Raw genomic sequence first — 22808 nt, forward strand, 5'->3', positions numbered from 1 at the left:
CGGCGTCGCCGTCAGCCACGCGCCAGGCGACGATTGAGGGCATAGACGGATAGCGGCGCGAATACCAGCGCGATGCCCAGGGCCCAGAGCAGGGACCACGACGCCGGGGCGGCGACCGGGCCGCCGTTCATCAGTCCCCGTGCGGCGTCCGCGAGCAGCGATACGGGGTTGGCGTACACGAAGCCCTGCAGCCACCCGGGCATGGTCTCCACCGGCACGAACGCGGAGCTGACGAAGGTCACCGGGAACAGCGCCGTGAAGCCGAACAGCTGCACGTGCTCCGGGTCCCGCGCCATCACGCCAACCAGCACCATCACCCAGGAAAAAGCGACGGCAAACACCAGCACCAGCAGCACCATGCCCAGCAGGTGCGCCACGGAGGTGGCGAGACGGAATCCGAGCAGGTAGCCCACGGTCAGCAGCAGCGCGATGCAAAGTGCCTGCTTGACCATATCCGCGAGGATGCGGCCTGCCAGCGGTGCCCAGCGCGGGATCGGCAGGGCGCGGAAGCGGTCAAACACGCCCTTGGTCAGGTCGGTGTTCAGCCCGTGGCCCACATAGACCGTAACGAACAGCATGTTCATCACGATCACCCCCGGCAGCACGAATGCCAGGTAGTCGTCCGGCGAGCCGGCGATCGCCCCGCCGAAGACGTAGAGGAAAAGCACCAGGAAGAGGATCGGCTGGATGCTGTAGTCCCCGAGTTCCCAGGGGTTGCGCCGCACCTGGACCAGGCTGCGCCAGGCCAGCGTGAGTGTCTGCTGCAGGCCGCTCACGGGGCGTCCTCCGCTGCATTGGGCCCTGACTGGCCGCCGTGGCCGGTCAGGGCGAGGAATACGTCGTCCAGGCTAGGCCCGCGCAGGCCCAACTCCGCGACCCCGATGCCGGCGTCGTTCAGGGCCCGCAGCACCGAAGGCAGCAACACCGGGTCCTGCACCGGTGCGCTGATCTGTTCGCCGTCCACCTGCGCCTGCACACTCGTGACCGCGGCCACCTGTTCCGCAGCGCGTGCGGCCAGGGCCGGGTCGGAAACGGTCACGTACAGGGTGCGCGCACCGACGCGTGACTTGAGCTGGGCGGAGGTGCCCTCGGCGATCACCCGGCCCTGGTCCAGCACCACGATGAAGTCGGCGAGGGCATCCGCCTCCTCCAGGTACTGGGTGGTCAGCAACACGGTGGTTCCGCTGGCCTGTAGCTGGCGGATGCGGTGCCACAGGTCCCGCCTTGCCCGCGGGTCCAGCCCCGTGGACGGCTCGTCCAGGAACAGGATGCGCGGCCGCCCTACCAGGCTGGCCGCCAGGTCCAGGCGCCGGCGCATGCCGCCGGAATAGGTCTGGGCAGGCCGCCGCGCGGCCGCTTCCAGGGAGAAATCCGCGAGCAGCGCGTCCGCCCGCGCCCTTGCCTCCGCGCGTTTCAGTCCCAGCAGGCGGCCGACCAGGATCAGGTTCTCGCGCCCGGTCAGCTTTTCGTCCACCGACGCATACTGGCCGGTCAGCCCGATGATCTCGCGCACCCTCGCCGCCTCGCCGACGACGTCGAAGCCGCCGACCCAAGCCCGTCCCGCGGTGGGGGCTAACAGCGTGGCCAGGGTTCGGACGATGGTGGTCTTGCCGGCGCCGTTCGGCCCCAGCAGGCCCAGCACCTGTCCGGTCGGCACGTTCAGGCTCACGCCATCCAGTGCGCGGGTGCCGCCAAAGTCCCGCACCAAACCTTCTACTTTGATCGCGTGGCTCATGTGCACTCCATTGGCAGGCATACTCGCCGATCCGGGCGGCGGGGTTCTGCGCCTCTCGAAAAGTCCGCATTGCCACCGCAGCCCGGGCCCCGCCCCAATACCCGGGTATTTTGGCATTGACCGAGCCCTGCGCCCATCAGGCGCAAGAGGCGCGCTCGCTGGGGTGGGCGAACACCAGGGCCGGTTGGCCATTGTGTCAGGTGCTGTGCGCCCCCATAGTTAATTTCTGCCGTATCGTTTGCCGGCGCATCCGATGGAGGGGTGATGACTTACCGATTCAGTGACCTGGTCACGGCCTGTGAAGGGGACTGGCGCACTTACATCGAGCACGAGTTCGTGCGCGCCCTCGGAGAGGGCGCGCTTGAGGAGGAGGCCTTCCGCCACTACCTGAAGCAGGACTACCTGTTCCTGATCCATTTCGCCCGTGCCTATGCGCTCGCGGCCTACAAGAGCCGCACCCTCGAAGATCTGCGGCAGGCCCACGAAGGCCTCAAGGCCATCGTCGACCTGGAGATGGGCCTGCACGTGGATTACTGCCGCGAATGGGGCATCTCCGAAGAGGACCTGGCCGCGCTGCCCGAGGCCCGCGCCACCATGGCCTATACCCGGTACGTGCTGGATACGGGTAACCGCGGCGACCTGCTGGACCTGCACGTGGCCCTGGCTCCCTGCCTGGTGGGCTACGGTGAGATCGCGAACTGGCTGAATGGACGCCCGGAGACCGTCCGGGGCAAAGGCAACCCCTACGACGCCTGGATCGCCATGTACGAGAGCGACGAGTTCCAGGCCGCCATGCGTGCCGAGCGGGACTGGCTGGACGCCCGCCTGGCGGATGTTACCCCCGCCCGCTTTGCCGAACTGACCCAGGTGTTTCGAGACGCCACGCGCCTGGAGATCGACTTCTGGCAGATGGGGCTGGACCGCGCCGACTGAGCGGTCGCCCCAGGGGGCTCGCCTTGCCCGGGGACACAAGATCCATCAGGATGCAGTGATCTATTCTGCGGGCAACGGTTCCCGTCGCGAATTTATGGATGATCCAGTGAGGTGAGAGATGTTGAACCTGCGTAACGCGCTGTCCGTGACCGTGGTTTCCGTCGCTATGGCCGGGGGTGTGGCCCAAGCCGATATGGTGCGGGACCTCTCCCCGGGTATCGCCGTGATGGGTGGCGTGATCGATCCGGAGCTCTCCGGTGCCAGCTCGGACTGGGGTTACGGTGTGGAGGCGTCCGCCGACTGCCTGCTGCTGCAGCCCGCACAGGGTGTGCTGCGGCATCAGCTGAGCATCACCCGCTACGACGACCGCCCCCTGCGCATGACCTCCACCGAGTTGAACACTCACTGGATGTTCGAGGTGGCGCCCCGCCTGGAGATCGGCGCCGGCCCCGGCATCAGCTACATGCGTGCGCGGCTCGGCGGTGAGACCAATGGGCTCTGGGGCGCCCAGGTGGGTGGCAGCATGAACTACACCCTGGACAACAACGTGTTCATGGGCGTGGAAGCCCGTTACCAGTTCACCGAGAGCGAACGCTTCCACGGTGTCAGCGAGGATATGGACAACTACCGGGTGATGGGCAAGGTCGGCATCCGCATGTGATCCGCGGCCGCGCTGGCGCCTGCAACCCCGGGCTGCTCACATGACGGTCCATGTGATCGGCGTTGACTGCGCCACGACCCCCGCGCGTGTTGGCCTGGCCTTCGGCGTCTACGCCCGGGGGCAGACCACGGTCACGGGCGTGACCATGGGCTCCCCGGCCGACCCGCCCGTGGCTCAGGTGGCCCGGCAGCTCGCGAAACGGGATGGACCGGTGTTGTTGGCACTGGATGCGCCCCTGGGCTGGCCGGTCGCGCTCGCTGCGGGGCTCCATTGCCATGCTGCCGGCGCCCCCCTGGAGACCCCCGCCAACGACCTGTTCCGGCGGGAGACCGACCGGTTCATCCGTCGTCGACTCGGCAAGCAGTCGCTGGATGTAGGTGCCGATCGGATTGCCCGCACCGCCCATGCGGCATTGGCACTCCTGCAGGGCCTTAGATGCCAACTGGGCCTCGACATCCCTCTAGCCTGGTCGCCCGCTCTCCAACAGCCGGGTGCGATCGAGGTCTATCCCGCGGCAACCCTGGCCGCTTACGGGATGGACAGCCGGGGTTACCGGGCTGCCGGCAACGGAGCGGTGCGTGAGCGGCTCCTGGGCGAGGTGCAACAGCGCATTGCCGTTACCGCCGGGGTGCCGGATATCCGAACCGGCGCGGATGGCCTGGATGCCGTGCTCTGCCTCCTGGCCGCGCATGACTTCCTGACCGGCAAGGCCATGCCACCGGAGCACCCGGACCTGGCCCGGCGCGAGGGCTGGATGTGGGTGCGCGATCCGGGCTGATCCAGAGCACTCTTCCGGGGCCTATTCACCTGTTTCACGCAATTCAGAATCCCGGTTTTCCGGCCAATCCCTGCGCCCCGTGTTGTTATGCTGCCCGCACCGCGCCCTGGCTTGCGGGCATTTTTGTAATGGATCGGTGGCACGATCAAGGAGGCAACGTGAAAGATAACAGTGATGTTTACGGCATGGTGACCCGGGTGCTCCATTGGGGCATGGCCCTGGCGCTATTCTGGATGTTCTTTACCACCACCGTCCGGGTGGTACTGGGGGAGGGTGTGCTGTACGACCTGGTCTGGCCGACCCACCGCGAGGTGGGGCTGGTCCTGTGCCTGCTAGCACTGTTCCGGCTGTTCTGGGCCTGGGCCAATCGGTCGGAGCGGCCGGCCGCGGTCAATGCGCTGGCGCCCTGGGGGCACCGACTCATGTACGGCCTCATGGTAGTGGTGCCGCTGGTGGCATTGCTGCGCCAATACGGCTCCGGTCGCGCCTACGAGCCCTTCGGCATTCCGCTGATGTCGGGTTTCGAGGGGGATTCCGTAGAATGGATGGTGGCCGCCGGCGGCCTCTTCCACGGCTTTCTGGGGTGGACGCTGGCGGTGCTGATCGTCGGTCACATTGCCTTGGCGTTGCACCACCAATTCAGGGCTGGCCCGGCGGTGCTCGCCCGGATGGCCGGGCGGCGGTGATGGGTCTTCAGGCTGGTCCGGGCCCCGTTGGAGCGGCCCGGACCGGCAGCTAGCGAAACTGGTCTCGCTCAGAACTCGTAGTTGGCAGACAGCCACACGCTGCGTCCGTCCCGGTACCCTCCCTCGGTGGCTCGCCAGGTGCGGGTGTAGTCGTAGGCGTAGTGGGTCTCTCCCTGGTGCCCGTAGCGGGTGCCGCTGGAGAAGTCCTTGTCCAGCAGGTTGTAGATTCTTCCGGTCAGGCGTACGTTGTCTGCCGCCTGGTAGGAGGCGCCCAGGTGGAAGAGCTCGTAGCTCTTCAGCTTGTTGCCGGTGGCGTCGTACTCGGCCCTGTCCTGAGTCCCCTCCTCGGGCCGGGCGCCGGTATACCGTTCCCGTGAGGAGTAGTACTCACCGTCCACCCAAAGGTGCAGCCGCTCGCTGGCCAGCCAGTTGAGCCGGGCGGTGACCACGTGTTCCGGGGCGTTGGTCAGCACCTGGCCTTTCTGGTCGCCGGAGGTGAACTCACTGTCGGTATAGGTGTAGCCGCCGCTGACCGCCCACTGCGGGCTCAGCCGGTAACTGGCGTGCAGTTCCACCCCGCGGGTTCGCGCCTCGTCGATGTTGACGAGCTGGCCGAAGCTCTCCTGCTGGGTGAAGTCACCGATGCTCAGGCAGTCGTCGCGGCCGGCGTAGGGTTGGTTGCCGTCACCGTCCGTGAACTGGCAGTTCAGGATGGGATCGCCGTCGGCAATCTTGTCCCTGAACTCGTTGTAAAAGAGGGTGGCGCCGGCCTGCAGGCGGCGATCCTCGTAGAGGGCCGAAAGCTCGTAGTTGGTGGTCTCCTCCGGCTCCAGGTCGGGAGAGCCGATGTTCACCGCCCGTCCCTGGTCGGTGAAGCCGGTCACGCCGTCGTGTAACTGGTTGAGGGTGGGGGTTTTGTAGCCCTGGCTGACGCCCCCCTTCAGCGTCCACCGGTCGGTGGTGTTCCATACCAGGTAGGCGCGTGGGGTCAGGTGGCCGCTGAACGCCTCGTGGTCCTGGTATCGGGCGCCCAGGGTCAGGGCGAGGTCGTCGCGCATCCACCATTCGTTTTCCACGAAAAGGGCCCAGCTCTCCTGGGAGAATGTCTGGTCACCGGCAGCGCCGTCCTCCAATTCGGCATCCACGTACTGGCCGCCCAGGGTGAGCACGTGGCGACCCAGGGGCATGACGAGCTTGCTGTCCAGGGTCAGGTCGCGGTTCTCCAGTACACGGTCCTCACCGCCGGTGGCTTCGTACCCATACTCCGGAGCGCTGCCCGCCGGGAGGGTGCGGCCCAGAGTCTCGGTGACGTTGTAGGTGAGACTGCTCTCCAGCGTACCCAGGTCGTAGAACCCCTCATGGCCCACGGCGATCTGATCCCGGTTGAAGCGCATCTCATCCTTGTAGCCCCAAAAGACACCCGGGGCGGGCTCGCCGGTACTGCGGTCGGTCTCGTCCAGGGTGCCGAGGCGGCTGTCCGAGTTGTCATACACTTGGCGGCTGCGATCGGCATCCAGCCAGAGGGTGTTGCGAGCGTCCGGGGTGAGCGAGAGTCGCGCGCCAACGTTGTAGATCCGCGCCTCGGTGGGGCGCGGATCACGGGCCACGCTGTCCTCGATCAGACGTTCCGAGGCCTCCCGGTCATACAGCCGGCCTCGCACCTGCATCCCCAGCCGGTCGTTCACAAGGGGGCCGGTGGCGAAGAGGTTGAGGGTGCTGTCGTTGCTGGCATCCCGGTCCTCCTGGAACGTGCTTTCCACGCCGACCGAGCCGCTCCAGGTGTCGGTGACGGGGCGGGTGATGATGTTGATGACCCCGCCCATGGCATCGGAGCCGTAAAGGGTCGACATGGGGCCGCGAATGACCTCGATGCGCTCAATGGCGGAAACCGGGGGCATGAAGCTGGTGGCGGTCTCCCCGAAACCGTTGGGCGTGACATCCCCCGATGTGTTCTGGCGGCGGCCGTCGATCATGATCAACGTGTATTCGCTGGGCATGCCGCGGATGCTGACATTCAGGCCTCCGGTCTTGCCGGTGCCCTCCCGCACGTCCACCCCGGGGACGTCGGCCAGCGCCTCGGCAATGTTGCTGAAGCGGTTACGCTCCAGCTCCTCGCGGCCGACAACGGAAATGCTGGCCGGGGCATCCTTCAGGGCCTGCTCGAAGCCTGTGGCGGTCACCACGATGGTATCCAGTGTTCTTTCACTGGCGTTGGCTACGCCAAGCCCCCCAAGGATGGCGGTGACCAGTAGCCCGCTGAATGGAATCGATTGGCCTTCACGACGCATGATGGAATCCCTCCTGTTAATAGTAATGCGAATGGTTCGCATTACGTATGCTACCCGGGCAGGAAGGGGAAGGCCACGTTTTGCGTCAGGTTTTGTTTGGATTAATTAAAACTGGGTTCAGGTCTCATCGCGTGGGGCATAGACGACGAATCAGCCAGGTGACCAACAGGGCCAGCCCGATCACCCCGATCGCCAGTGCCGGGTTGGCGAGCAGGTCTGGCCGGAGCAACAGGACCAAGCCCAGCCCCAGCATCATCATGCCGGAAAGCAGCTTGAGCAGCCGGCCCTCGTGCTCCTGCAGCTTCCGGCTGCCCAGGGTGAACGCGAACAGCGCAACGATGATCAGCATCGGCAGGACGTAGATGACGTTATAGGCGACGAGATAGCCGTAGTAGCCCAGCGCGCCCGGGTCGTGGGCTGTGAGGATTCGGGTGTAGATCATGGGAAAGCCCATGGTGCAGAGGATCTCGTACAGGTTGACCACTACCGCCAGAATCAGCGTTGCCCCCACCACCCAGGGCAGGCTGTCGGCCTGGGTGAGGGCACGCATCCGCCGGAACAGCCCGGGCTGTGCCGAGTTCGGGATGCTCAACGACACCCCCGCTTGAACCAGAAGTAGTCCTTGATGTTGATCAGCGCCATGGTGACCGCTACCAGGCCTGCCAGTCGGGTGACCAGCGGCATCTCGCCGAAGACCAGGAAGGCGTTCAGCCAGGCGGTCATGAAGGTAAAGTAGATGACCCCGGAGACGGTCACGAACAGTCCGCCGATCAGCAGGATGCGCCCCCGACTGCGGCTGTGTACCACCACGCTGAGCAGGAACAGCAGGACAAAAAAGGCGCACGGATTGAAGGCGTCCACCCCGGCCAGCAGCAGCGTCAAGGCGGGCAAGGAGAGGTTGTCCAGCTGAACGTCGCCGACCAGCGGCAGCCGTAACGGCTCCGGGTCGGTCCACAGGGCGCGGTCCAGCACCGGGGGCGCGCCGGTCTGCACGCGGGCGTGGCAGGTCTCCAGCAACTGGCGCAACCGGGCCTCCTGCCGGCCGTGATCATCGAAGCCCACCAGCATGGCATCGCAGAAGATAAACCCGGGCACCGCCCGTGCCTCCTCACCCAGGGCGCCGGCCAGTTGGCGGTAGACCTGTCCCAGTTGGGGCTCGGCGCTCAGGTTGTAGCTGCGCACTTCCAGCCAGTCATAGTCCTCGTCCATCTGCTGTACCGCGGGCAGGGCCTCGATGCACCGGGGACACTGCCGGGTCCAGAAAAAGTGCAGCGTAACGGTCTCTCCGCCCCGGGTTTCGGTCGGTCCGGTGTCAGCGGCGGCCGGCAGGCCGCCCGCGGGGGCGAGCCAGAGGACCAGGAGCAGGGCCGCGAACCAAAGCCCTCCCGGGAGTGCTGCTTTGTTAGACTGCGGATTCTGCATCAGGCCTGTCCCTGCCGTTCTGGAGGTAGTGACGTGTCACCGCTGGTGGCGGCTGTGGGTGCAGCTTATTTCCCAATGGCAGCTTGAGCCGGGGCGCGCCCGTGTCAAAACCGGACCTGAAACAGACCCAGCAACGCATCATCGCCCTGGCCGCGTTGGGGGTGCTGCTGACCGGGCTGCTGGTGGGGCTCAGTACCGCCGTGCCCCTCTTTCATACCGCCCGGGAGGGCGTGGAGCAGACCACGCTGGTCAGTACCACTGCCCAGGCGGATGCCCTGGACAACATCGTGGTCCGGTATCGCGATATCGCCCGCCAGTTCACCAGCCGGACCGAGATCCGGCGCCGTCTGCAGGCCTACGCCGACGGCGATCTGCCCATGGCGACCCTGCGTGAGTATACCGAACCCCGCCTGCGCGACCCCATGGGGCAGTCCGACGCGATTGCCGGCCTGGTGCGGTTGGGGCCGGCGGGCGAGACGGTGGTCGAGCTGGGCCTTGCCGCCGTGCCGGAGGAGCCCGAAACCGTATTCGCCGACACCCTGCACACGACCATGGTGGTGCTGGAGGGCCAGCCCCTGGTCCGCGTGGCGGCCGCCATACCCGGGCGCGACGGGGAGCGGATCGGGACCGATGTCCTCTATTTCTGGCCGGATGAACTGGCCGGGCTGCTGGCCGGGTCCGAACGGTTCGGCAGTAAAGCGGCACAGTTTCTGGTGGAGCCAGCCGCTGGTGTGCGGTTGGGCGTCGAGGGGGGGCATGAGCCGGTGTTGGCCGGGATTGCCGACGCGGGCCGAGTCGACTCGGTACTGCCGTCCCTGCTGGAGGCGGAGGTCGGCTTGTCCCGGCTGGCTGATGACGATGGGCGGGTGGTGCTGTTCCACGCCCCGTTGGTGGATTCGGGCTGGGCGCTGGTGGTGGAGGTGCCCTTTGCGCCTTTCTATGCCCCCGCCGCCCGACAGCTGGTCTGGCCGACGGTGATCGTGCTGTTCATGGTGGGGCTGGCAACCCTGGGGATGGGGCAGGCATTGCGTCCGCTGATGCGACGGGTGAGTCGGCAGACGGGGCAGTTGCGCCTTGCGGCCAGCGTCTTCGACAGCGCCCAGGAGGCGATCATCATCACCGATCAGGACCACCGGGTGGTGCAGGCCAACCGGGCCTTCACCGAGGTCACGGGGCTGACCGGGGGCGAGATGGGCGGCCGGGACCTGGTGGCCTTCATGCGGCCCGCCGATAGCGATAACACCTACTGGTTCGCGCAGGTGCGCGAGCAACTGCAGCAGGAGAGCGCCTGGTCGGGCGAGGTCTGGTACCCGCGGGCCACCGGGGAGTACTTCCCGGCCTGGCAGACCATCAGCGCCGTGCACGACGATGCCGGTGAATCGCTTCGCTACATCTACATCTTCAACGACATCTCGGAGCGCAAGGCCTCGGAGGCCAGGATCCGCCGCCTGGCCCATTACGATGTGCTCACCGGTCTGCCAAACCGCGCGCTGGTGACCGAGCGGCTGCGGGATGCGGTCCACCGGGCCGTGGAGCGCCGCGGTGCCGGGCATGAGGCCATGCTGGCGGTGCTGTTCGTCGATCTGGACCACTTCAAGGATGTCAATGACGCGCTGGGGCACCCGGTGGGTGATCAGCTCCTGCAGCGCGTGGCCCAGCGCCTGGGGCATGCGCTGCGGGCCCAGGACACACTGGGCCGGCTGGGCGGGGACGAGTTCCTGGTGCTGCTGGAGGGGCTGTCCCGGCCGGAGGATGCCGCGGCCGTTGCGCGCAAGATCCGCCGCGCCCTGGCCGAACCGCAGGTGGTCGAGGGTCAGGAGATCTTTATCGGTGCCTCCATCGGGATCGCACTGTTCCCCACCGATGGCCGTACCCCGGAGACCCTGATCCAGAACGCCGACACCGCCATGTACCAGGCCAAGGACCGCGGACGGAACACCTTCCAGTTCTACACCACGGAGCTGGGCGAGCAGACCCGGGAGCGGTTCGACATGGAGGGCGGGCTGCGTCGCGCGGTGGAGCGTGACGAGCTGGCGCTCCACTTCCAGCCCCAGGCCCGGCTGGCGGATGACCAGGTGTTCGGGGCCGAGGTGCTGCTGCGCTGGCACTCACCGGAGCTGGGCATGGTGCCGCCCGACCGCTTCATCCCCATTGCCGAGGACTCGGGCCTGATTCACCGCATTGGCCACTGGGTGCTGGAGGCGGCCTGTACCCAGGCACGCCGCTGGGAGGTGGCCGGGCAGCCCCTGCGCATCTCGGTGAACCTCTCCGGGGCCCAGATCGTTCATGGTGACGTGGTGCGCGAGGTGCGCCACGTGCTCCAGCAGACCGGTCTGACGCCGGACCTCCTGGAGCTGGAGATCACCGAGGGGTTCGTCATCGGGCACGCCGAGCGGGGCGCGGAGACCCTGCGGCAGCTCCGAGCCCTGGGGGTGTCACTGGCCATAGACGATTTCGGCACCGGCTACTCCTCGCTCAGCTACCTCAAGCGCCTGCCGGTGCAGCGCCTGAAGATCGACCGCTCCTTCATCCGGGATCTGCCGGACGACGCCGACGACTGCGCCATCGTCTCCACCGTGATGGCCATGGCCCACAGCCTGGGCCTGGAGGTGGTGGCCGAGGGCGTGGAGGTGCAGGCGCACCAGCGCTATCTGAACGAACTGGGCTGCCAGTACTACCAGGGCTACCTGCTCAGCAAGCCGCTGCCCCTGGCGGCCTTCGAAGCCTACCTGGCCGGGGCACAGCGTGGTTGAGCTGCCCCCGCAACCCGACCACTGCGAACTCTGCGGCCGGCGCATGGCGGCGCTGACCCGCCACCACCTGATCCCGCGCACCCGTCACCGCAATCGGCGCAACAAGAAGCGCTTCGACCGGGCGGAGGTGAAGACGCGTATCCTCTGGGTGTGCCGGCCCTGTCACAGCCATATCCACCGCACCTTCACCGAGAAGGAGTTGGAGCGGCACTACAACACCGGCGAGGCCCTGCGCGGGCATCCCGAGATCCAGCGCTTTGCACGCTGGATAGCGGACAAGCCGGAGGGCTTCAAGCCGAAAAGCCCGCCCCCCGGCCGTCGCTGATACCCGCCGGCTCAGCGGTGGTGCTCGGTATCAGAGGCCACCTTGTCGAACTCCGTTTCCATCTCCGGCGTGGGGCCGCCGCCAATACGGCTGAACACCACGATGGCGATCGTGCCCAGGATGAAGCCGGGGAGGATCTCGTACATGTCGAAGAGCCCCACCTCGGTCCAGGTGCTCAGCTGATCCCAGAGCAGCACGGTGATGGCGCCGGTGATCATCCCGGCCAGTGCCCCGTTACGGGTCATCCCGCGCCAGAACACCGAAAGGATCACCACCGGGCCGAATGCCGCCCCGAAGCCGGCCCAGGCGTAGGCCACCAGGTCGAGCACCGCCGCATCCGGGTTCATGGCCAGCACTGTGGCGATAACGCCGATACCCAGCACCGTGGCGCGACCGATCCATACCATCTCCTGGTCGCCGGCCTCGGGGCGCAGGAAGCGCTTGTAGAAGTCCTCCGAGAGCGCCGAGGAGGAGACCAGGAGCTGCGAGTCGATGGTACTCATGATCGCCGCCAGCACCGCCGCCAGCAGGCAGCCCGCCACCCAGGGGTTGAACAGCGACTGGATCAGCACGATGAACACCGTCTCCGGGTTGTCGAGCCCGTCCGGGCCGCCGAAGTAGGCCATGCCGACAAAGCCGGTGAAGATGGCGCCGAACAGGGCCAGCACCATCCAGCTGATGCCGATGAACCGCGCCATGGGGACGTCCCGCGGGCTGCGGATGGCCATGAAGCGGGCCAGGATGTGCGGCTGACCGAAGTAGCCCAGGCCCCAGGCCATCAACGAGATGATGCCGAACAGGGTCATGTCGTGCAGGGCATCCAGCGCCCCCGGATCCAGCTCGCCCACCTGATTGGTGGCCTCTGACCAGCCCCCCAGGTTCATGATGGTGATGATCGGCACCAGGATCAGCGCCACGAACATCAGGATGCCCTGGATGAAGTCCGTCCAGCTGACCGCCAGAAAGCCGCCGAGCAGGGTGTAGACCAGGATGACCGCGGCGCCCACCGCCAGCGCCAGGGTGTAGTCGATGCCGAAGGTGCCCTCGAACAGCGTGCCGGCGGCAACCAGGCCCGCGGAGGTGTAGAAGGTGAAGAACGTCAGAATGACCAGCGCGGCGACTACCCGCAGCATGTTGCTGTCGTCGCGGAAGCGGTTCTCGAAGTAAGCGGGGATGGTGATGGAATCGCTGGCCGCCTGGGTGTAACGGCGCAGCCGTTCGGCGATGAACTGCCAGTTGAGGTAGGCGCCGATGGTCAGGCCCACGGCGATCCAGATCTGGTTCATGCCGGCGGCGAAGACCGCCCCGGGCAGGCCCAGCAACAGCCAGCCGCTCATGTCGGAGGCCCCGGCGGAGAGTGCCGCGGTGCCGGCCCCCAGACGGCGACCGCCGAGGATGTAGTCCGACAGGTTCTTGGTGACCCGGTAGGCGAGCATGCCCACCAGGATCATCATGATCAGGTAGACGACAAAGGTCGCCAGCAGTGCGAAGTTGATCTCCACATCCCCGTTCATCAGTCATCCCCCCGCATCTTGTGCCGGATCAGGCTGATGAGCGCGAGCACCACCAGCAGCGGCATGGGGACCAACAGCCAGAACCAGGTGGCCCCTGTAAGTGCGTATTCCATTGCCAGTACCTCGGGTTGTCCGTTTTTTCGCCCCAATCGATCGAAACGGTGCCTGCCGCCCTTTCGTCCGCTGCCCTCACTTGCAGCCGGACGCAGGTGGTCCAGACTCTGTTAAGTTAGACAAAGGTTTTACCGATGCCAAGGCGGGGCAATGGTCGGCTGACACACGTTAACCCCGCCCGATCCGCGACAGGAGGGCTCATGAGCCACTTCGTGCATCCCGACCCCCGTGCCCTGATCCACCCTGAGCGGGACGCCCTCGCAGAGGCCTACCGCGCTGACGAGGCCCGGGTCACGCAGGCCATGCTGGACCGCGCCGGCCTGGGGGAGACCGCCAACCGGCGGATACAGGAGCACGCCCGGTCGCTGGTCATGGGGCTGATCCGCGCGCAGAAGGGGCAGTCGGGGGTGGACGCCCTGCTGCATGAGTACGACCTGTCCAGCGAGGAGGGCATCGTGCTCATGTGCCTCGCCGAGGCGCTGCTGCGGGTTCCCGATAGCTACACCGCAGACAAACTGATTCATGACAAGCTCACCGCCTCGCGCTGGGAAACCCACCTGGGGCGGGATCGGCCGCTGTTCGTCAATGCCGCCACCTGGGGGCTGCTGCTCACCGAGCGCATCATCGACACCCGTGACCGAGACCGGTGGTTGGGCGGGGTGTTGCACCGGATGGTGGCCCGCGCCGGTGAGCCGGTTATCCGCACTGCGGTGCGCCGGGCCATGGGGCTACTGGGCGATACCTTCGTGCTCGGGCGGGACATAGACGAGGCGCTGAAGCGCGCCCGACCCAACGAACGCAAGGGGTATCGCTACTCCTACGACATGCTGGGAGAGGCCGCCCGCACCGATGCCGACGCCACGAGTTATTTCGAGGCCTACCGCAACGCCATCCATCAGGTGGGTAAGGCCGCCGATCCCAAGGCGGGCATCCGTGACCGCGCTGGCGTTTCGGTGAAGCTGTCCGCACTGGACCCGCGCTACGAGCCGGGGCAGGAGGAGCGGGTGAAGGGCACCGTGCTGCCCCGCTTGCTGGAACTCTGCGATCTGGCCCGGGAATACAATATCGCTCTCTGCGTGGATGCCGAGGAGTCCTGGCGACTCGATCTCTCACTGGACGTTATTCAGGCGGTGATGGCAGAGCCGGGGCTGGCGGACTGGGAGGGCTTCGGCCTGGCCATTCAGGCCTACCAGAAGCGCTGCTACGCCCTGGTGGGCTGGCTGGAGGCGCAGGCGGCGAAGCACAACCGCACGCTCATGGTTCGCCTGGTGAAGGGCGCCTACTGGGACACGGAGGTCAAGGACACCCAGGTACAGGGACACACCGATTACCCCGTCTTCACCCGCAAGGCCGCCACCGATGTCTCCTATCTGGCCTGCGCCCGGCGGATGCTGAACGAGTGCCCCCACATCTACCCGCAGTTCGCCACCCACAACGCCCACACGGTGGCCGCGGTGATGGAGATGGCGGGCCAGCAGGCCTTCGAGTTCCAGCGCCTGCACGGTATGGGCGAGGCGCTCTACGAGCAACTGGTGGGCCGCAAGGGCGGGCCGGACATCCCCTGTCGGATCTACGCCCCGGTGGGCAGCCATGAGGAGCTGCTGGCCTACCTGGTGCGGCGGCTGCTGGAGAACGGCGCCAACTCCTCCTTCGTCAACCGCATCCACGAGGGCGACGTGGAGGCGCTGATCGCCGATCCGGCCGCCAGCCTGCGGGCGCGCAAGACCCTGCGCCACCCGCGTATCCCGTTGCCTCGGGACCTCTACGGCGAGGAGCGACTGAACAGCATCGGGGTGGACTTCTCCGACCGGCATGAGATGGTGCACCTGGCCGAGGCCATGGAGGCAGCCAGCGAGCATGCCTGGCGGGCGGCGCCGCTGATCAACGGCGAGGCCAAGACCGGTGCCGGGGAGGCGGTGCACTGCCCCGCAGACCGCCAGCGTCAGGTGGGGCGGGTGGTCTGGTCCGAACACGCCGACGTGGAGCACGCCCTGGAGGCCGCCGTGGCCGGCCGGGAGGGGTGGGCCAATACCCACGCCGATACCCGCGCCCAGGCCCTGGAAAAGATCGCCGACCTGTACGAGACACACCGTGCCGAGTTGATGGCTCTGTGTACCCGGGAGGCGGGCAAGAGCCTGGAGGACGGTATCGCCGAGGTGCGCGAGGCGGCCGACTTCTGCCGCTACTACGCGTATCAGGCCCGTCGCCTGTTCGGGCAGGCCACGGTGCTGCCCGGTCCCACCGGTGAGCGCAACGAACTGCGCCTGCACCCGCGCGGCACCTTCCTCTGCATCAGCCCCTGGAACTTCCCGCTGGCCATCTTCACCGGCCAGATCACCGCTGCCCTGGCGGCCGGCAACACGGTTATCGCCAAGCCGGCGGAGCAGACCAGCCTGATCGCCCACAAGGCAGTGGAATTGATGCATCAGGCCGGCATCCCCAAGAGTGCCCTGCACCTGCTGCCGGGTGCCGGCAGTGAGATCGGCCCGCACCTGGTGGGTGATGCCCGCATTTCCGGGGTGGCCTTCACCGGCGGTACCGACACCGCGCGCCGGATCCAGCAGGGGCTGACCGAGCGCGAGGGGCCCATTGTGCCGTTGATCGCCGAGACCGGTGGGCTCAACGCCATGGTGGTGGACTCCACTGCCCTGCACGAGCAGGCGGTGGTGGATATCGTGCGCTCGGCGTTCCACAGCGCCGGCCAGCGTTGTTCCGCCCTGAGAATCCTGTGCGTGCAGGAGGACATCGCCGACGAACTGCTGGAGATGCTCAAGGGCGCCATGGACGCCCTTGCGGTGGGTGACCCCCATTGGCTTGCCACCGATGTGGGGCCGGTGATCGACCAGGCTGCGCTGGATGGGCTGCTGGCCCACCACGAACGTATGGTCGGGGAAGGGCGGTTACTGCATCAGGCACCGCTGCAGCCGGACTGCGAGAAGGGTACCTTCATCGCTCCCGCCGTCTACCGACTGGATCGCATGGACCAGCTGGAGCGGGAACAGTTCGGGCCCCTGCTGCACGTGGTCACCTGGAAGGCGGGGGAGCTGGACCGGCTGGTGGACCAGATCAACAGCCTCGGCTACGGCCTGACCCTGGGTGTGCACAGCCGGGTCGACGAGACCACGGCAGCGGTGGTGAACCGGGCCCGGGTGGGTAACGCCTACGTCAACCGGGACATGGTGGGCGCGGTGGTGGGCACCCAGCCCTTCGGTGGCGAGGGGCTGTCCGGCACCGGGTTCAAGGCCGGTGGGCCCCACTACCTGCTGCGCTATGCCACCGAACGGGTGATTACCATCAACACCGCTGCCGCCGGTGGCAACGCCAGCCTGTTCGCCATGGGCGAGGACGATTAAGCCGTGACTTGACGGCGCCGGGCACCCTGAGCACATGATGGATCAACCCGTTGGGCCGAAACCGCCAGTGGAGGGCCGCCGTGTCAGCACATAAAGCCGCCGGTGCCGGGAGGCGCCCATGAGTATCCGTACAGTGGTGCTGGCGGTGCTCTTGGGCGTGTTGGCCTGGGGCTTTTGGCAAAGCGGCGATTTCACCGAGATCGCCGCCGGTGTCGCTATCTTCCTGTTCGGGATGATGTCGCTGGAGCAGGGCTTCCGCACCTTCACCGGCGGTACCCTGGAGACCCTGCTCGAGGCCTCCACCAACCGGCTCTGGAAGAGCGTGGGCTTCGGCATTGCCAGCACCACGCTGATGCAGTCCAGCACCCTGGTCTCGCTGGTCACCATCTCCTTTGTTAGCGCCCAGATGATCCCGCTGGCCTCTGGTATCGGCGTGGTCCTGGGCACCAACCTGGGTACGACCACCGGTGCCTGGCTGATCGCCGGCCTGGGCCTGCGGGTGAACATCTCCGCCTACGCCATGCCGCTGCTGGTCTTCGCCATCGTGCTGATGTTCCAGCGCAACAAAATGGCCAAGGGCTTGGGCAGTATCCTGCTGGGCGTCGGCTTCCTGTTCCTGGGCATCCACTACATGAAGGAGGGCTTCGACGCCTTCCAGGGCACCTTCGACCTGGCCGCCTACTCCATGGAGGGTATGCTCGGGCTGCTGGTCTACATCGGTATCGGCATGCTGATCACCGTGATCATGCAGTCGAGTCACGCCACGTTGCTGGTGGTGATCACCGCGCTGGCGGCCGGGCAGGTGACCTACGAGAATGGCCTGGCGTTGGCCATCGGCGCCAACCTAGGCACCGCGGTGACCACCGCGCTGGGCGGCATGACCGCCCATCTGGGCGGCAAGCGGCTGGCGGTGGCGCACGTGGTCTTTAACGTGACGACTGCCCTGGTGGCAGTGATGTTCATGGACTGGCTCAGACTGGGCGTGGACTTTGGCGGCAACTTGCTGGGGTTTGCCGAGGACGACTTCCTGCTTCGCCTCGCACTATTCCACACCCTGTTCAACCTGCTGGGTGTGCTCATCTTCGCCCCCTTCACCAAGCAACTCGCCAGCCTGCTGGAGCGGCACGTGACCTTCGTCTCCAAACGTACGGTAAAGCCCCAATTCCTGCACAAGGATGCGTTCAAGGTGCCGGAGGTTACCGTGGCTGCTGTGCGCAAGGAGGTCTGGCACCTGTACGAGAATGCCTTTGCGTTGATCACGCACGGACTCAGCCTGAGGCGCACCGTGGTGCGTTCCGAGCAGTCGCTGAGCGACGCGGTGGCGCGCACCCAGCGGATCATGCCGCTGGACATCGACGACGACTATGAGCAGCGCATCAAGAGCCTGCAGAGTGCCATCGTGGAGTTCATCAGCGAGAGTGGGGCCAGCGGTGATATTCCGGCCGCGGCCACGGAACAGCTCTACGAGCTGCGTCACGCCAGTCAGAATATCGTGCTGGCGGTCAAGGACATGAAACACCTGCACAAGAACCTCGGCCGTCAGGGGCTCTCCCGCAACCGTGCCATTCGCGAGCGGTATGACGAGATTCGCCTGCTGTTGGCTGGGCTGCTGCGGGAGATCGAGCAGCTCCGTCAGGAGGAGCCCGGCGCCTCCACGGTGCTCGCGCTGGACGCCTACAAGGTGCGTGTCGAGCGCTTCTATCGCGAGTTCAGTGTCCGCTTGGAGGCCTCTATCCGTGAGCGTCGCATGCGCGGTGCCGAGGCTACCTCGCTGATGAATGATGCCGGGTATGCCTACGACATTGCGCGGATGCTCATCGAGGCGGCGCAGATCTTGTTGGTGGCCAAGGAGAAGGAGGTTCGCCTGGCGCAGAGCCAGCTTGCGCTAAGTGACGAGGAGATCGAGGCCGCGGCGGAGCGGGTATCGTCGGGAGAGGAGCGCACCTCTTGAGGGGGTGCAGGTGGGCTCGATCGTGAATCGGTTTGGAGTGATCCCATGAAGACCAAGAAGCTGTTATCCCGGCTGCGCGACTTTCTCGACGCCGAGAGGACGGACCAGGAGAGGGAGGTAGACTCCATCCGCCAGGTGTTGCGTGAACTCCGGGAGAAGCAGCGGAAGTTCCAGGCCAAGCTGGACGACAACCCCGAGCGCGACGACCGCGAGGAGATCGAGGGCAAGCTGCAGGCCATACGCACTCAGCGACAGAAGGGAGTGGAGCGCCTGCGGGTGCTGACTGGTCGCCAGGACGGGTTCAAGGACTGAGGTGAGGTGAAAAAAGGGGGTGACCGGGTGCGCGGCACGCCTTGCGCACACCCGGTCCGGTGGCCGCCGTTTTCAGACGTAGGTCAACCAGCCCTCGTGGCCCGGGCTGCGGCCCTCCACGGCGTCAAAGTAGGCCTTTTGCAGCTTCTCGGTGATCGGGCCCCGTCGACCGTCGCCGATGGTGCGGTTGTCCAGCTCGCGGATGGGGGTGACCTCCGCCGCGGTGCCGGTAAAGAAGGCCTCGTCCGCGAGGTACACCTCATCGCGGGTGATGCGCTTTTCCTTCACCTGGATGCCCATCTCGCCGGCCAGGGTGAGCACGGTCTCCCGGGTGATGCCCTCCAGGCAGGAGGTGAGCTCGGGGGTGTAGAGCACGCCGTCGCGCACCATGAAGAAGTTCTCGCCCGAGCCTTCGCAGACAAAGCCATCCACGTCCAGCAGCAGCGCCTCGTCGTAGCCGTCCCGGGTGGCCTCCTGCAGCGCCATCATGGAGTTCATGTAGTTGCCGTTGGCCTTGGCCCGGCACATGGTGACGTTGACGTGGTGGCGGGTGAAGGAGCTGGTCTTGATGCGGATGCCCCGTTCCATGTTCTCCGCCCCCAGGTAGGCCCCCCACTCCCAGGCGGCGATCATGGTGTGCACCTGGAGGTTGTCGGCGTGCAGGCCCATGCCCTCGGAGCCGTAGAAGCTCATCGGGCGGATGTAGGCACTCTGCAGGTTGTTTTCGCGCACGCACTGGACGATCGCCTGGTTAACGGTGTCCTGGTCGTAGCCGATGTCCATCTGAAGGATGCGCGCCGAGCCGAAGTAGCGGCGGGTGTGCTCTGGCAGGCGGAAGATCGCGGTGCCGCGCTCGGTGTTGTAGGCTCGGATGCCCTCGAAGACACCCATGCCGTAATGCAGGGTGTGGGTGAGCACGTGGATGCGCGCATCGCGCCATGGGACAAGCTGGCCGTCCAGCCAGATGACGCCGTCGCGGTCGTCCATACTCATGCTGCAGGTCCTCCATTGGCGGCTGGGCTGTCAGGTGGGCCCGGCCGCGTGGGTTCTGTTGTGCGCTGGTTTCTCTGTCGGCGGTGCCGGTCAGTCGCCGCCCATCAGGCGGTCCCAGATCCCGGTGACCGTGTCCCGGTGCTGCTGGAATTCCCCGGCCGGCACGCTGCCGCCGGCCTCCTGGAGGGTCAACCGGTGCAGACGGCCGCGGTAGGCCCGGTAGGCCTCGGCCAGGCGGTCGGCGTCGCCGTCGGGCAGCCAGCCGCAGCGGCCGAGGGCGCCAAGCAACCGGACATTGTCCGGGTAGCGGAGCAGTTCGGGGTGCTCACCGGCGGCTGCCAGAACCGCATATTGAACCATGAACTCGATGTCGGTGATACCGCCCCGGTCCTGTTTGATATCAAAGCGCTCCGGGTCGCGGCTGGCCTTCTCGCCCCGCATGCGCTCGCGCATCTGCCGCACCTCCGCGCGCAGGGCGGTGATATCCCGGGGCAGGGTGAGCAGTTCCGCCCGCAGATCAGCGAACGCCTGCCCCAGTGGCTCGGAGCCGGCCACGGCCCGGGCCCGGACCAGGGCCTGGTGCTCCCAGGTCCAGGCCTCCTCGCGCTGGTAACGGGCGAAGGCCTCCAGGCTGGTGGCCAGCAGGCCGGCCTTGCCACTGGGGCGCAGGCGGGTGTCCACCTCGTAGAGCACGCCGCCGGGGGTCTGGGTACTGAGTACGTGGAGCAGCCGCTGGGCCAGGCGGGCAAAGAAGACCGGGTTGTCCAGCGGGCGGTCGCCGTCCGTGTGTTGTGCCTCGCCGCGGGTGTCATGGATGAACACCACGTCCAGGTCGGAGCCATAGCCCAGTTCGATGCCGCCGAGTTTGCCGTAGGCGATGACGGAGAACCCGGCCTCCACGGTCTCGCCGTCCACCCGGCAGAGGGGCCGCCCGTGGCGTGCCACCAGGTGGCGGTAGACGATACCGACCGCTTCCTCCAGCACCACCTCGGCAATGCCGGTCAGGTAGTCGCTGACCACCATCACCGGCACCGCCCCGCTGACATCGGCCGCGGCCACCCTCAGGGTGTTGGTCTGCTTGAACAGCCGCAGGGCCTCCATCTGCTCTTCCAGGTCGTCCTCGTCGATGCGGCTCAGCCAGTCGCGGAGTTCTTCGGCCAGCGCCTCGGAGCCGAGTGGCTTGTAGAGGCTGCGCGGGTCGAGCAGTTCATCCAGCAGCAGCGGGTGGTGGGCCAGGTAGCGGGCGATCCAGGCGCTGCCGTCACAGAGCTGAATCAGCTGTGACAGCGCCATGGGGTGCTCCACCAGGAGTGACAGGTAGGCGGTGCGCCGGGCGATGGTCTCCACCAGGTCGAGGCCCCGGAGCAGCGTCGCATCCGGGTTGTCGGCGCTGCGCGCCGCACCGATCATCAGGGGGATCAGGCGGTCGAGCCGGTGACGGCCCTGGGCGGACAGGGCCCGGGCCACGCTGCCCTCGCGCAGCGCCCGCAGGCGCCGCTCCACCGCCTGAGGGTCATCGAAGCCCAGCTCGTCCAGCTGTTCCCGGACGGTCTGCGGTTCCAGTTCGCCCTGCCAGAGGACGTCCAGTTCGCTGGGGCCGCTCTCCTCGTCCTCCTCGGCCTGGGGGGCTGAGAAGACCTGTTCAAAGTGGCCGTGGACCTGGTGCTGTACGCGGTCCAACCGGGACTGCAGGGCCTCCCAGTCCTCGAAGCCCATGGCCAGGGCGAGGCGTTGGCGGTCCAGCGGGTTGTCGGGTATTTCGTGGGTCTGGCGATCGCCGATGGCCTGCAGTCGGTTCTCCGCCTCACGCAGGAAGCGGTAGCCCTCCATGAGCTCACCGACCACGTAGTCGGGCAGCAGGTGGACCTCGCGGAGGTAGTCCAGCACGTGGAGGATGCGCCGCTCCTGCAGCCGGCGGTCGCGGCCGCCACGGATAAGCTGGAAGGCCTGCCCGATGAACTCCACCTCGCGGATGCCGCCGGGCCCCAGCTTGAGATTGTTCTCCATGCCCTTGAGGCGGACCTGGGCCATCACCTTGGCCTTCATGTCGCGCAGCTCCTCCAGCGCGCCGAAGTCCAGGTAGCGGCGGTAGACGAAGGGGCGCAGGTCGTCGAGCAGGTGCGCGCCGGCCTGGTAATCGCCGCCTACCACCCGCGCCTTGATCATCGCGTAGCGTTCCCACTCCCGGCCCTGGTGCTGGTAGTAGTGCTCCATGGCGGAGAAGGAGAGGGCCAGTGGGCCGCTGTCGCCGTTGGGGCGCAGGCGCATGTCCACGCGGAAGACCTGGCCGTCCGGGGTGTGCTTGTCCAGCGCGGTGACCAGCTGCCGGCCCAGGCGGATGAAGAACTCCTGGTTGTCCCGGGGGCGCCGCCCATCGGTCTGGCCCGGTTCCGGGAAGCAGAAGATAAGGTCGATATCAGAGGAGAAGTTGAGCTCCTGCCCGCCGAGCTTGCCCATGCCCAGCACCACCATGCGCTGGGGATTGCCTTCGGCATCCCGCGGGGTGCCCATGCGTTCGCAGAGCCAGTGATACAGCTTGTCCAGGCTCTGATCGATGCAGCTCTCGGCCAGTTCGGAGAGATCCCGCAGGGTTTCCTCCAGGTCTGCCCAGCCGACCAGATCCCGCCAGGCGATGCGCAGCATCTCGCGGTTGCGGAACCGGCGCAGCGCCAGGTGGAGCCCGGGTTCGTCGCGTACGGGTGCGAGGGTGTTGGCCAGTCTTTCCGTGATCTCGCCGGCCGCGTACTTGCGGGTGAGATCACCGCCCTCCGCCAGCTCCCGCAGACGTTCCGGGCGGCGTTGACAGCTGCGGGTGATGAACTCGCTGCAGGCCCAGGCGCGGGGCAGGCTCTCCAGGACCTCGGGCTGCTCAGGCAGGGCCTCGTCGGCGGGCCAGTCGGCCAACGCCGTCTGCACGGTCTCGGCCAGTTCGTCCGGAAGGGCGGCAAGAGCGGCTTTCGGGATGCGGTCTGTACTGGTCATGTCCGCAG

15 protein-coding genes and 1 pseudogene are annotated in these 22808 nt (G+C 66.9%); 9 read left to right on the forward strand and 7 right to left on the reverse strand.

Annotated features, from left to right (window positions below):
• Positions 1-11: 11 nt before the first annotated feature.
• Both DFR31_RS11835 and DFR31_RS11840 read right to left on the reverse strand, forming a co-directional pair.
• On the reverse strand, positions 12-776 hold the full coding sequence (locus DFR31_RS11835; protein WP_121442900.1) for an ABC transporter permease: 765 nt from the start codon (positions 774-776) through the stop codon (positions 12-14).
• Positions 773-1735 carry an ATP-binding cassette domain-containing protein gene (locus DFR31_RS11840; RefSeq protein WP_121442901.1) on the reverse strand — a complete coding sequence of 321 codons (963 nt, stop codon included), beginning with the start codon at positions 1733-1735 and terminating at the stop codon, positions 773-775. Before DFR31_RS11840 ends, DFR31_RS11835 begins: the two co-directional genes overlap by 4 nt.
• A 264-nt stretch (positions 1736-1999) precedes the next feature.
• On the opposite strand from DFR31_RS11840, the gene tenA reads away from it, so the two are divergent.
• From tenA to DFR31_RS11860, 4 genes are all read left to right on the forward strand, one after another.
• Positions 2000-2668 (forward strand): thiaminase II, encoded by a 669-nt coding sequence (tenA, locus tag DFR31_RS11845; protein WP_121442902.1) that lies wholly within the window; start codon positions 2000-2002, stop codon positions 2666-2668.
• Between the two features lie 166 nt (positions 2669-2834).
• Positions 2835-3329 carry a porin family protein gene (locus tag DFR31_RS11850; RefSeq protein ID WP_121442989.1) on the forward strand — a complete coding sequence of 165 codons (495 nt, stop codon included), beginning with the start codon at positions 2835-2837 and terminating at the stop codon, positions 3327-3329.
• A 40-nt stretch (positions 3330-3369) separates the two neighbouring features.
• Complete coding sequence (locus DFR31_RS11855) at positions 3370-4107, forward strand: DUF429 domain-containing protein (RefSeq protein WP_121442903.1); 738 nt, start codon at positions 3370-3372, stop codon at positions 4105-4107.
• Between the two features lie 158 nt (positions 4108-4265).
• Positions 4266-4793 carry a cytochrome b gene (locus DFR31_RS11860; protein WP_211328300.1) on the forward strand — a complete coding sequence of 176 codons (528 nt, stop codon included), beginning with the start codon at positions 4266-4268 and terminating at the stop codon, positions 4791-4793.
• 68 nt (positions 4794-4861) lie between these two features.
• Here DFR31_RS11860 and DFR31_RS11865 read toward each other — a convergent pair whose 3' ends face one another.
• Together DFR31_RS11865 and DFR31_RS11870 are read right to left on the reverse strand one after the other, a co-directional pair.
• Entirely contained in the window at positions 4862-7081 is a 2220-nt protein-coding gene (locus tag DFR31_RS11865; protein WP_121442905.1) for a TonB-dependent receptor domain-containing protein, read from the reverse strand.
• 124 nt (positions 7082-7205) lie between these two features.
• Positions 7206-8503: pseudogene (locus tag DFR31_RS11870) on the reverse strand (hypothetical protein).
• 101 nt (positions 8504-8604) lie between these two features.
• Between DFR31_RS11870 and DFR31_RS11875 the strand changes: the two are divergent.
• Both DFR31_RS11875 and DFR31_RS11880 read left to right on the forward strand, forming a co-directional pair.
• Positions 8605-11256, forward strand: a complete 2652-nt coding sequence (locus DFR31_RS11875) for a bifunctional diguanylate cyclase/phosphodiesterase (protein ID WP_121442906.1) — start codon at positions 8605-8607, stop codon at positions 11254-11256.
• Positions 11257-11299: 43 nt separating this feature from the next.
• Positions 11300-11581, forward strand: a complete 282-nt coding sequence (locus DFR31_RS11880; RefSeq protein WP_170153692.1) for a hypothetical protein — start codon at positions 11300-11302, stop codon at positions 11579-11581.
• Between the two features lie 11 nt (positions 11582-11592).
• Here the strand turns inward: DFR31_RS11880 and putP are convergent, their stop codons facing one another.
• A complete protein-coding gene (gene putP / locus DFR31_RS11885; RefSeq protein WP_121442908.1) occupies positions 11593-13095 on the reverse strand; it encodes a sodium/proline symporter PutP in 1503 nt (500 codons plus the stop codon).
• Positions 13096-13409: 314 nt separating this feature from the next.
• Between putP and putA the strand changes: the two genes are divergently transcribed.
• The 3 genes from putA to DFR31_RS11900 all read left to right on the forward strand — a co-directional run bounded on the left by putA (position 13410) and on the right by DFR31_RS11900 (position 18825).
• Complete coding sequence (gene putA, locus DFR31_RS11890; RefSeq protein ID WP_121442909.1) at positions 13410-16562, forward strand: bifunctional proline dehydrogenase/L-glutamate gamma-semialdehyde dehydrogenase PutA; 3153 nt, start codon at positions 13410-13412, stop codon at positions 16560-16562.
• A 118-nt stretch (positions 16563-16680) separates the two neighbouring features.
• Positions 16681-18513, forward strand: a complete 1833-nt coding sequence (locus DFR31_RS11895; protein WP_121442910.1) for a Na/Pi cotransporter family protein — start codon at positions 16681-16683, stop codon at positions 18511-18513.
• Positions 18514-18558: 45 nt separating this feature from the next.
• The gene (locus DFR31_RS11900; RefSeq protein WP_121442911.1) at positions 18559-18825 is read left to right on the forward strand and encodes a hypothetical protein; all 267 of its coding nucleotides are present in this window, start codon (positions 18559-18561) and stop codon (positions 18823-18825) included.
• A 72-nt stretch (positions 18826-18897) separates the two neighbouring features.
• Here DFR31_RS11900 and DFR31_RS11905 read toward each other — a convergent pair whose 3' ends face one another.
• Together DFR31_RS11905 and glnE are read right to left on the reverse strand one after the other, a co-directional pair.
• The gene (locus DFR31_RS11905; RefSeq protein WP_121442912.1) at positions 18898-19818 is read right to left on the reverse strand and encodes a branched-chain amino acid transaminase; all 921 of its coding nucleotides are present in this window, start codon (positions 19816-19818) and stop codon (positions 18898-18900) included.
• A 90-nt stretch (positions 19819-19908) separates the two neighbouring features.
• On the reverse strand, positions 19909-22800 hold the full coding sequence (gene glnE / locus DFR31_RS11910) for a bifunctional [glutamate--ammonia ligase]-adenylyl-L-tyrosine phosphorylase/[glutamate--ammonia-ligase] adenylyltransferase (RefSeq protein WP_121442913.1): 2892 nt from the start codon (positions 22798-22800) through the stop codon (positions 19909-19911).
• Between the last annotated feature and the right edge of the window lie 8 nt (positions 22801-22808).

The sequence above is a fragment of the Alkalispirillum mobile genome, from assembly GCF_003664325.1.
GTDB lineage: Bacteria > Pseudomonadota > Gammaproteobacteria > Nitrococcales > Halorhodospiraceae > Alkalilimnicola > Alkalilimnicola mobilis.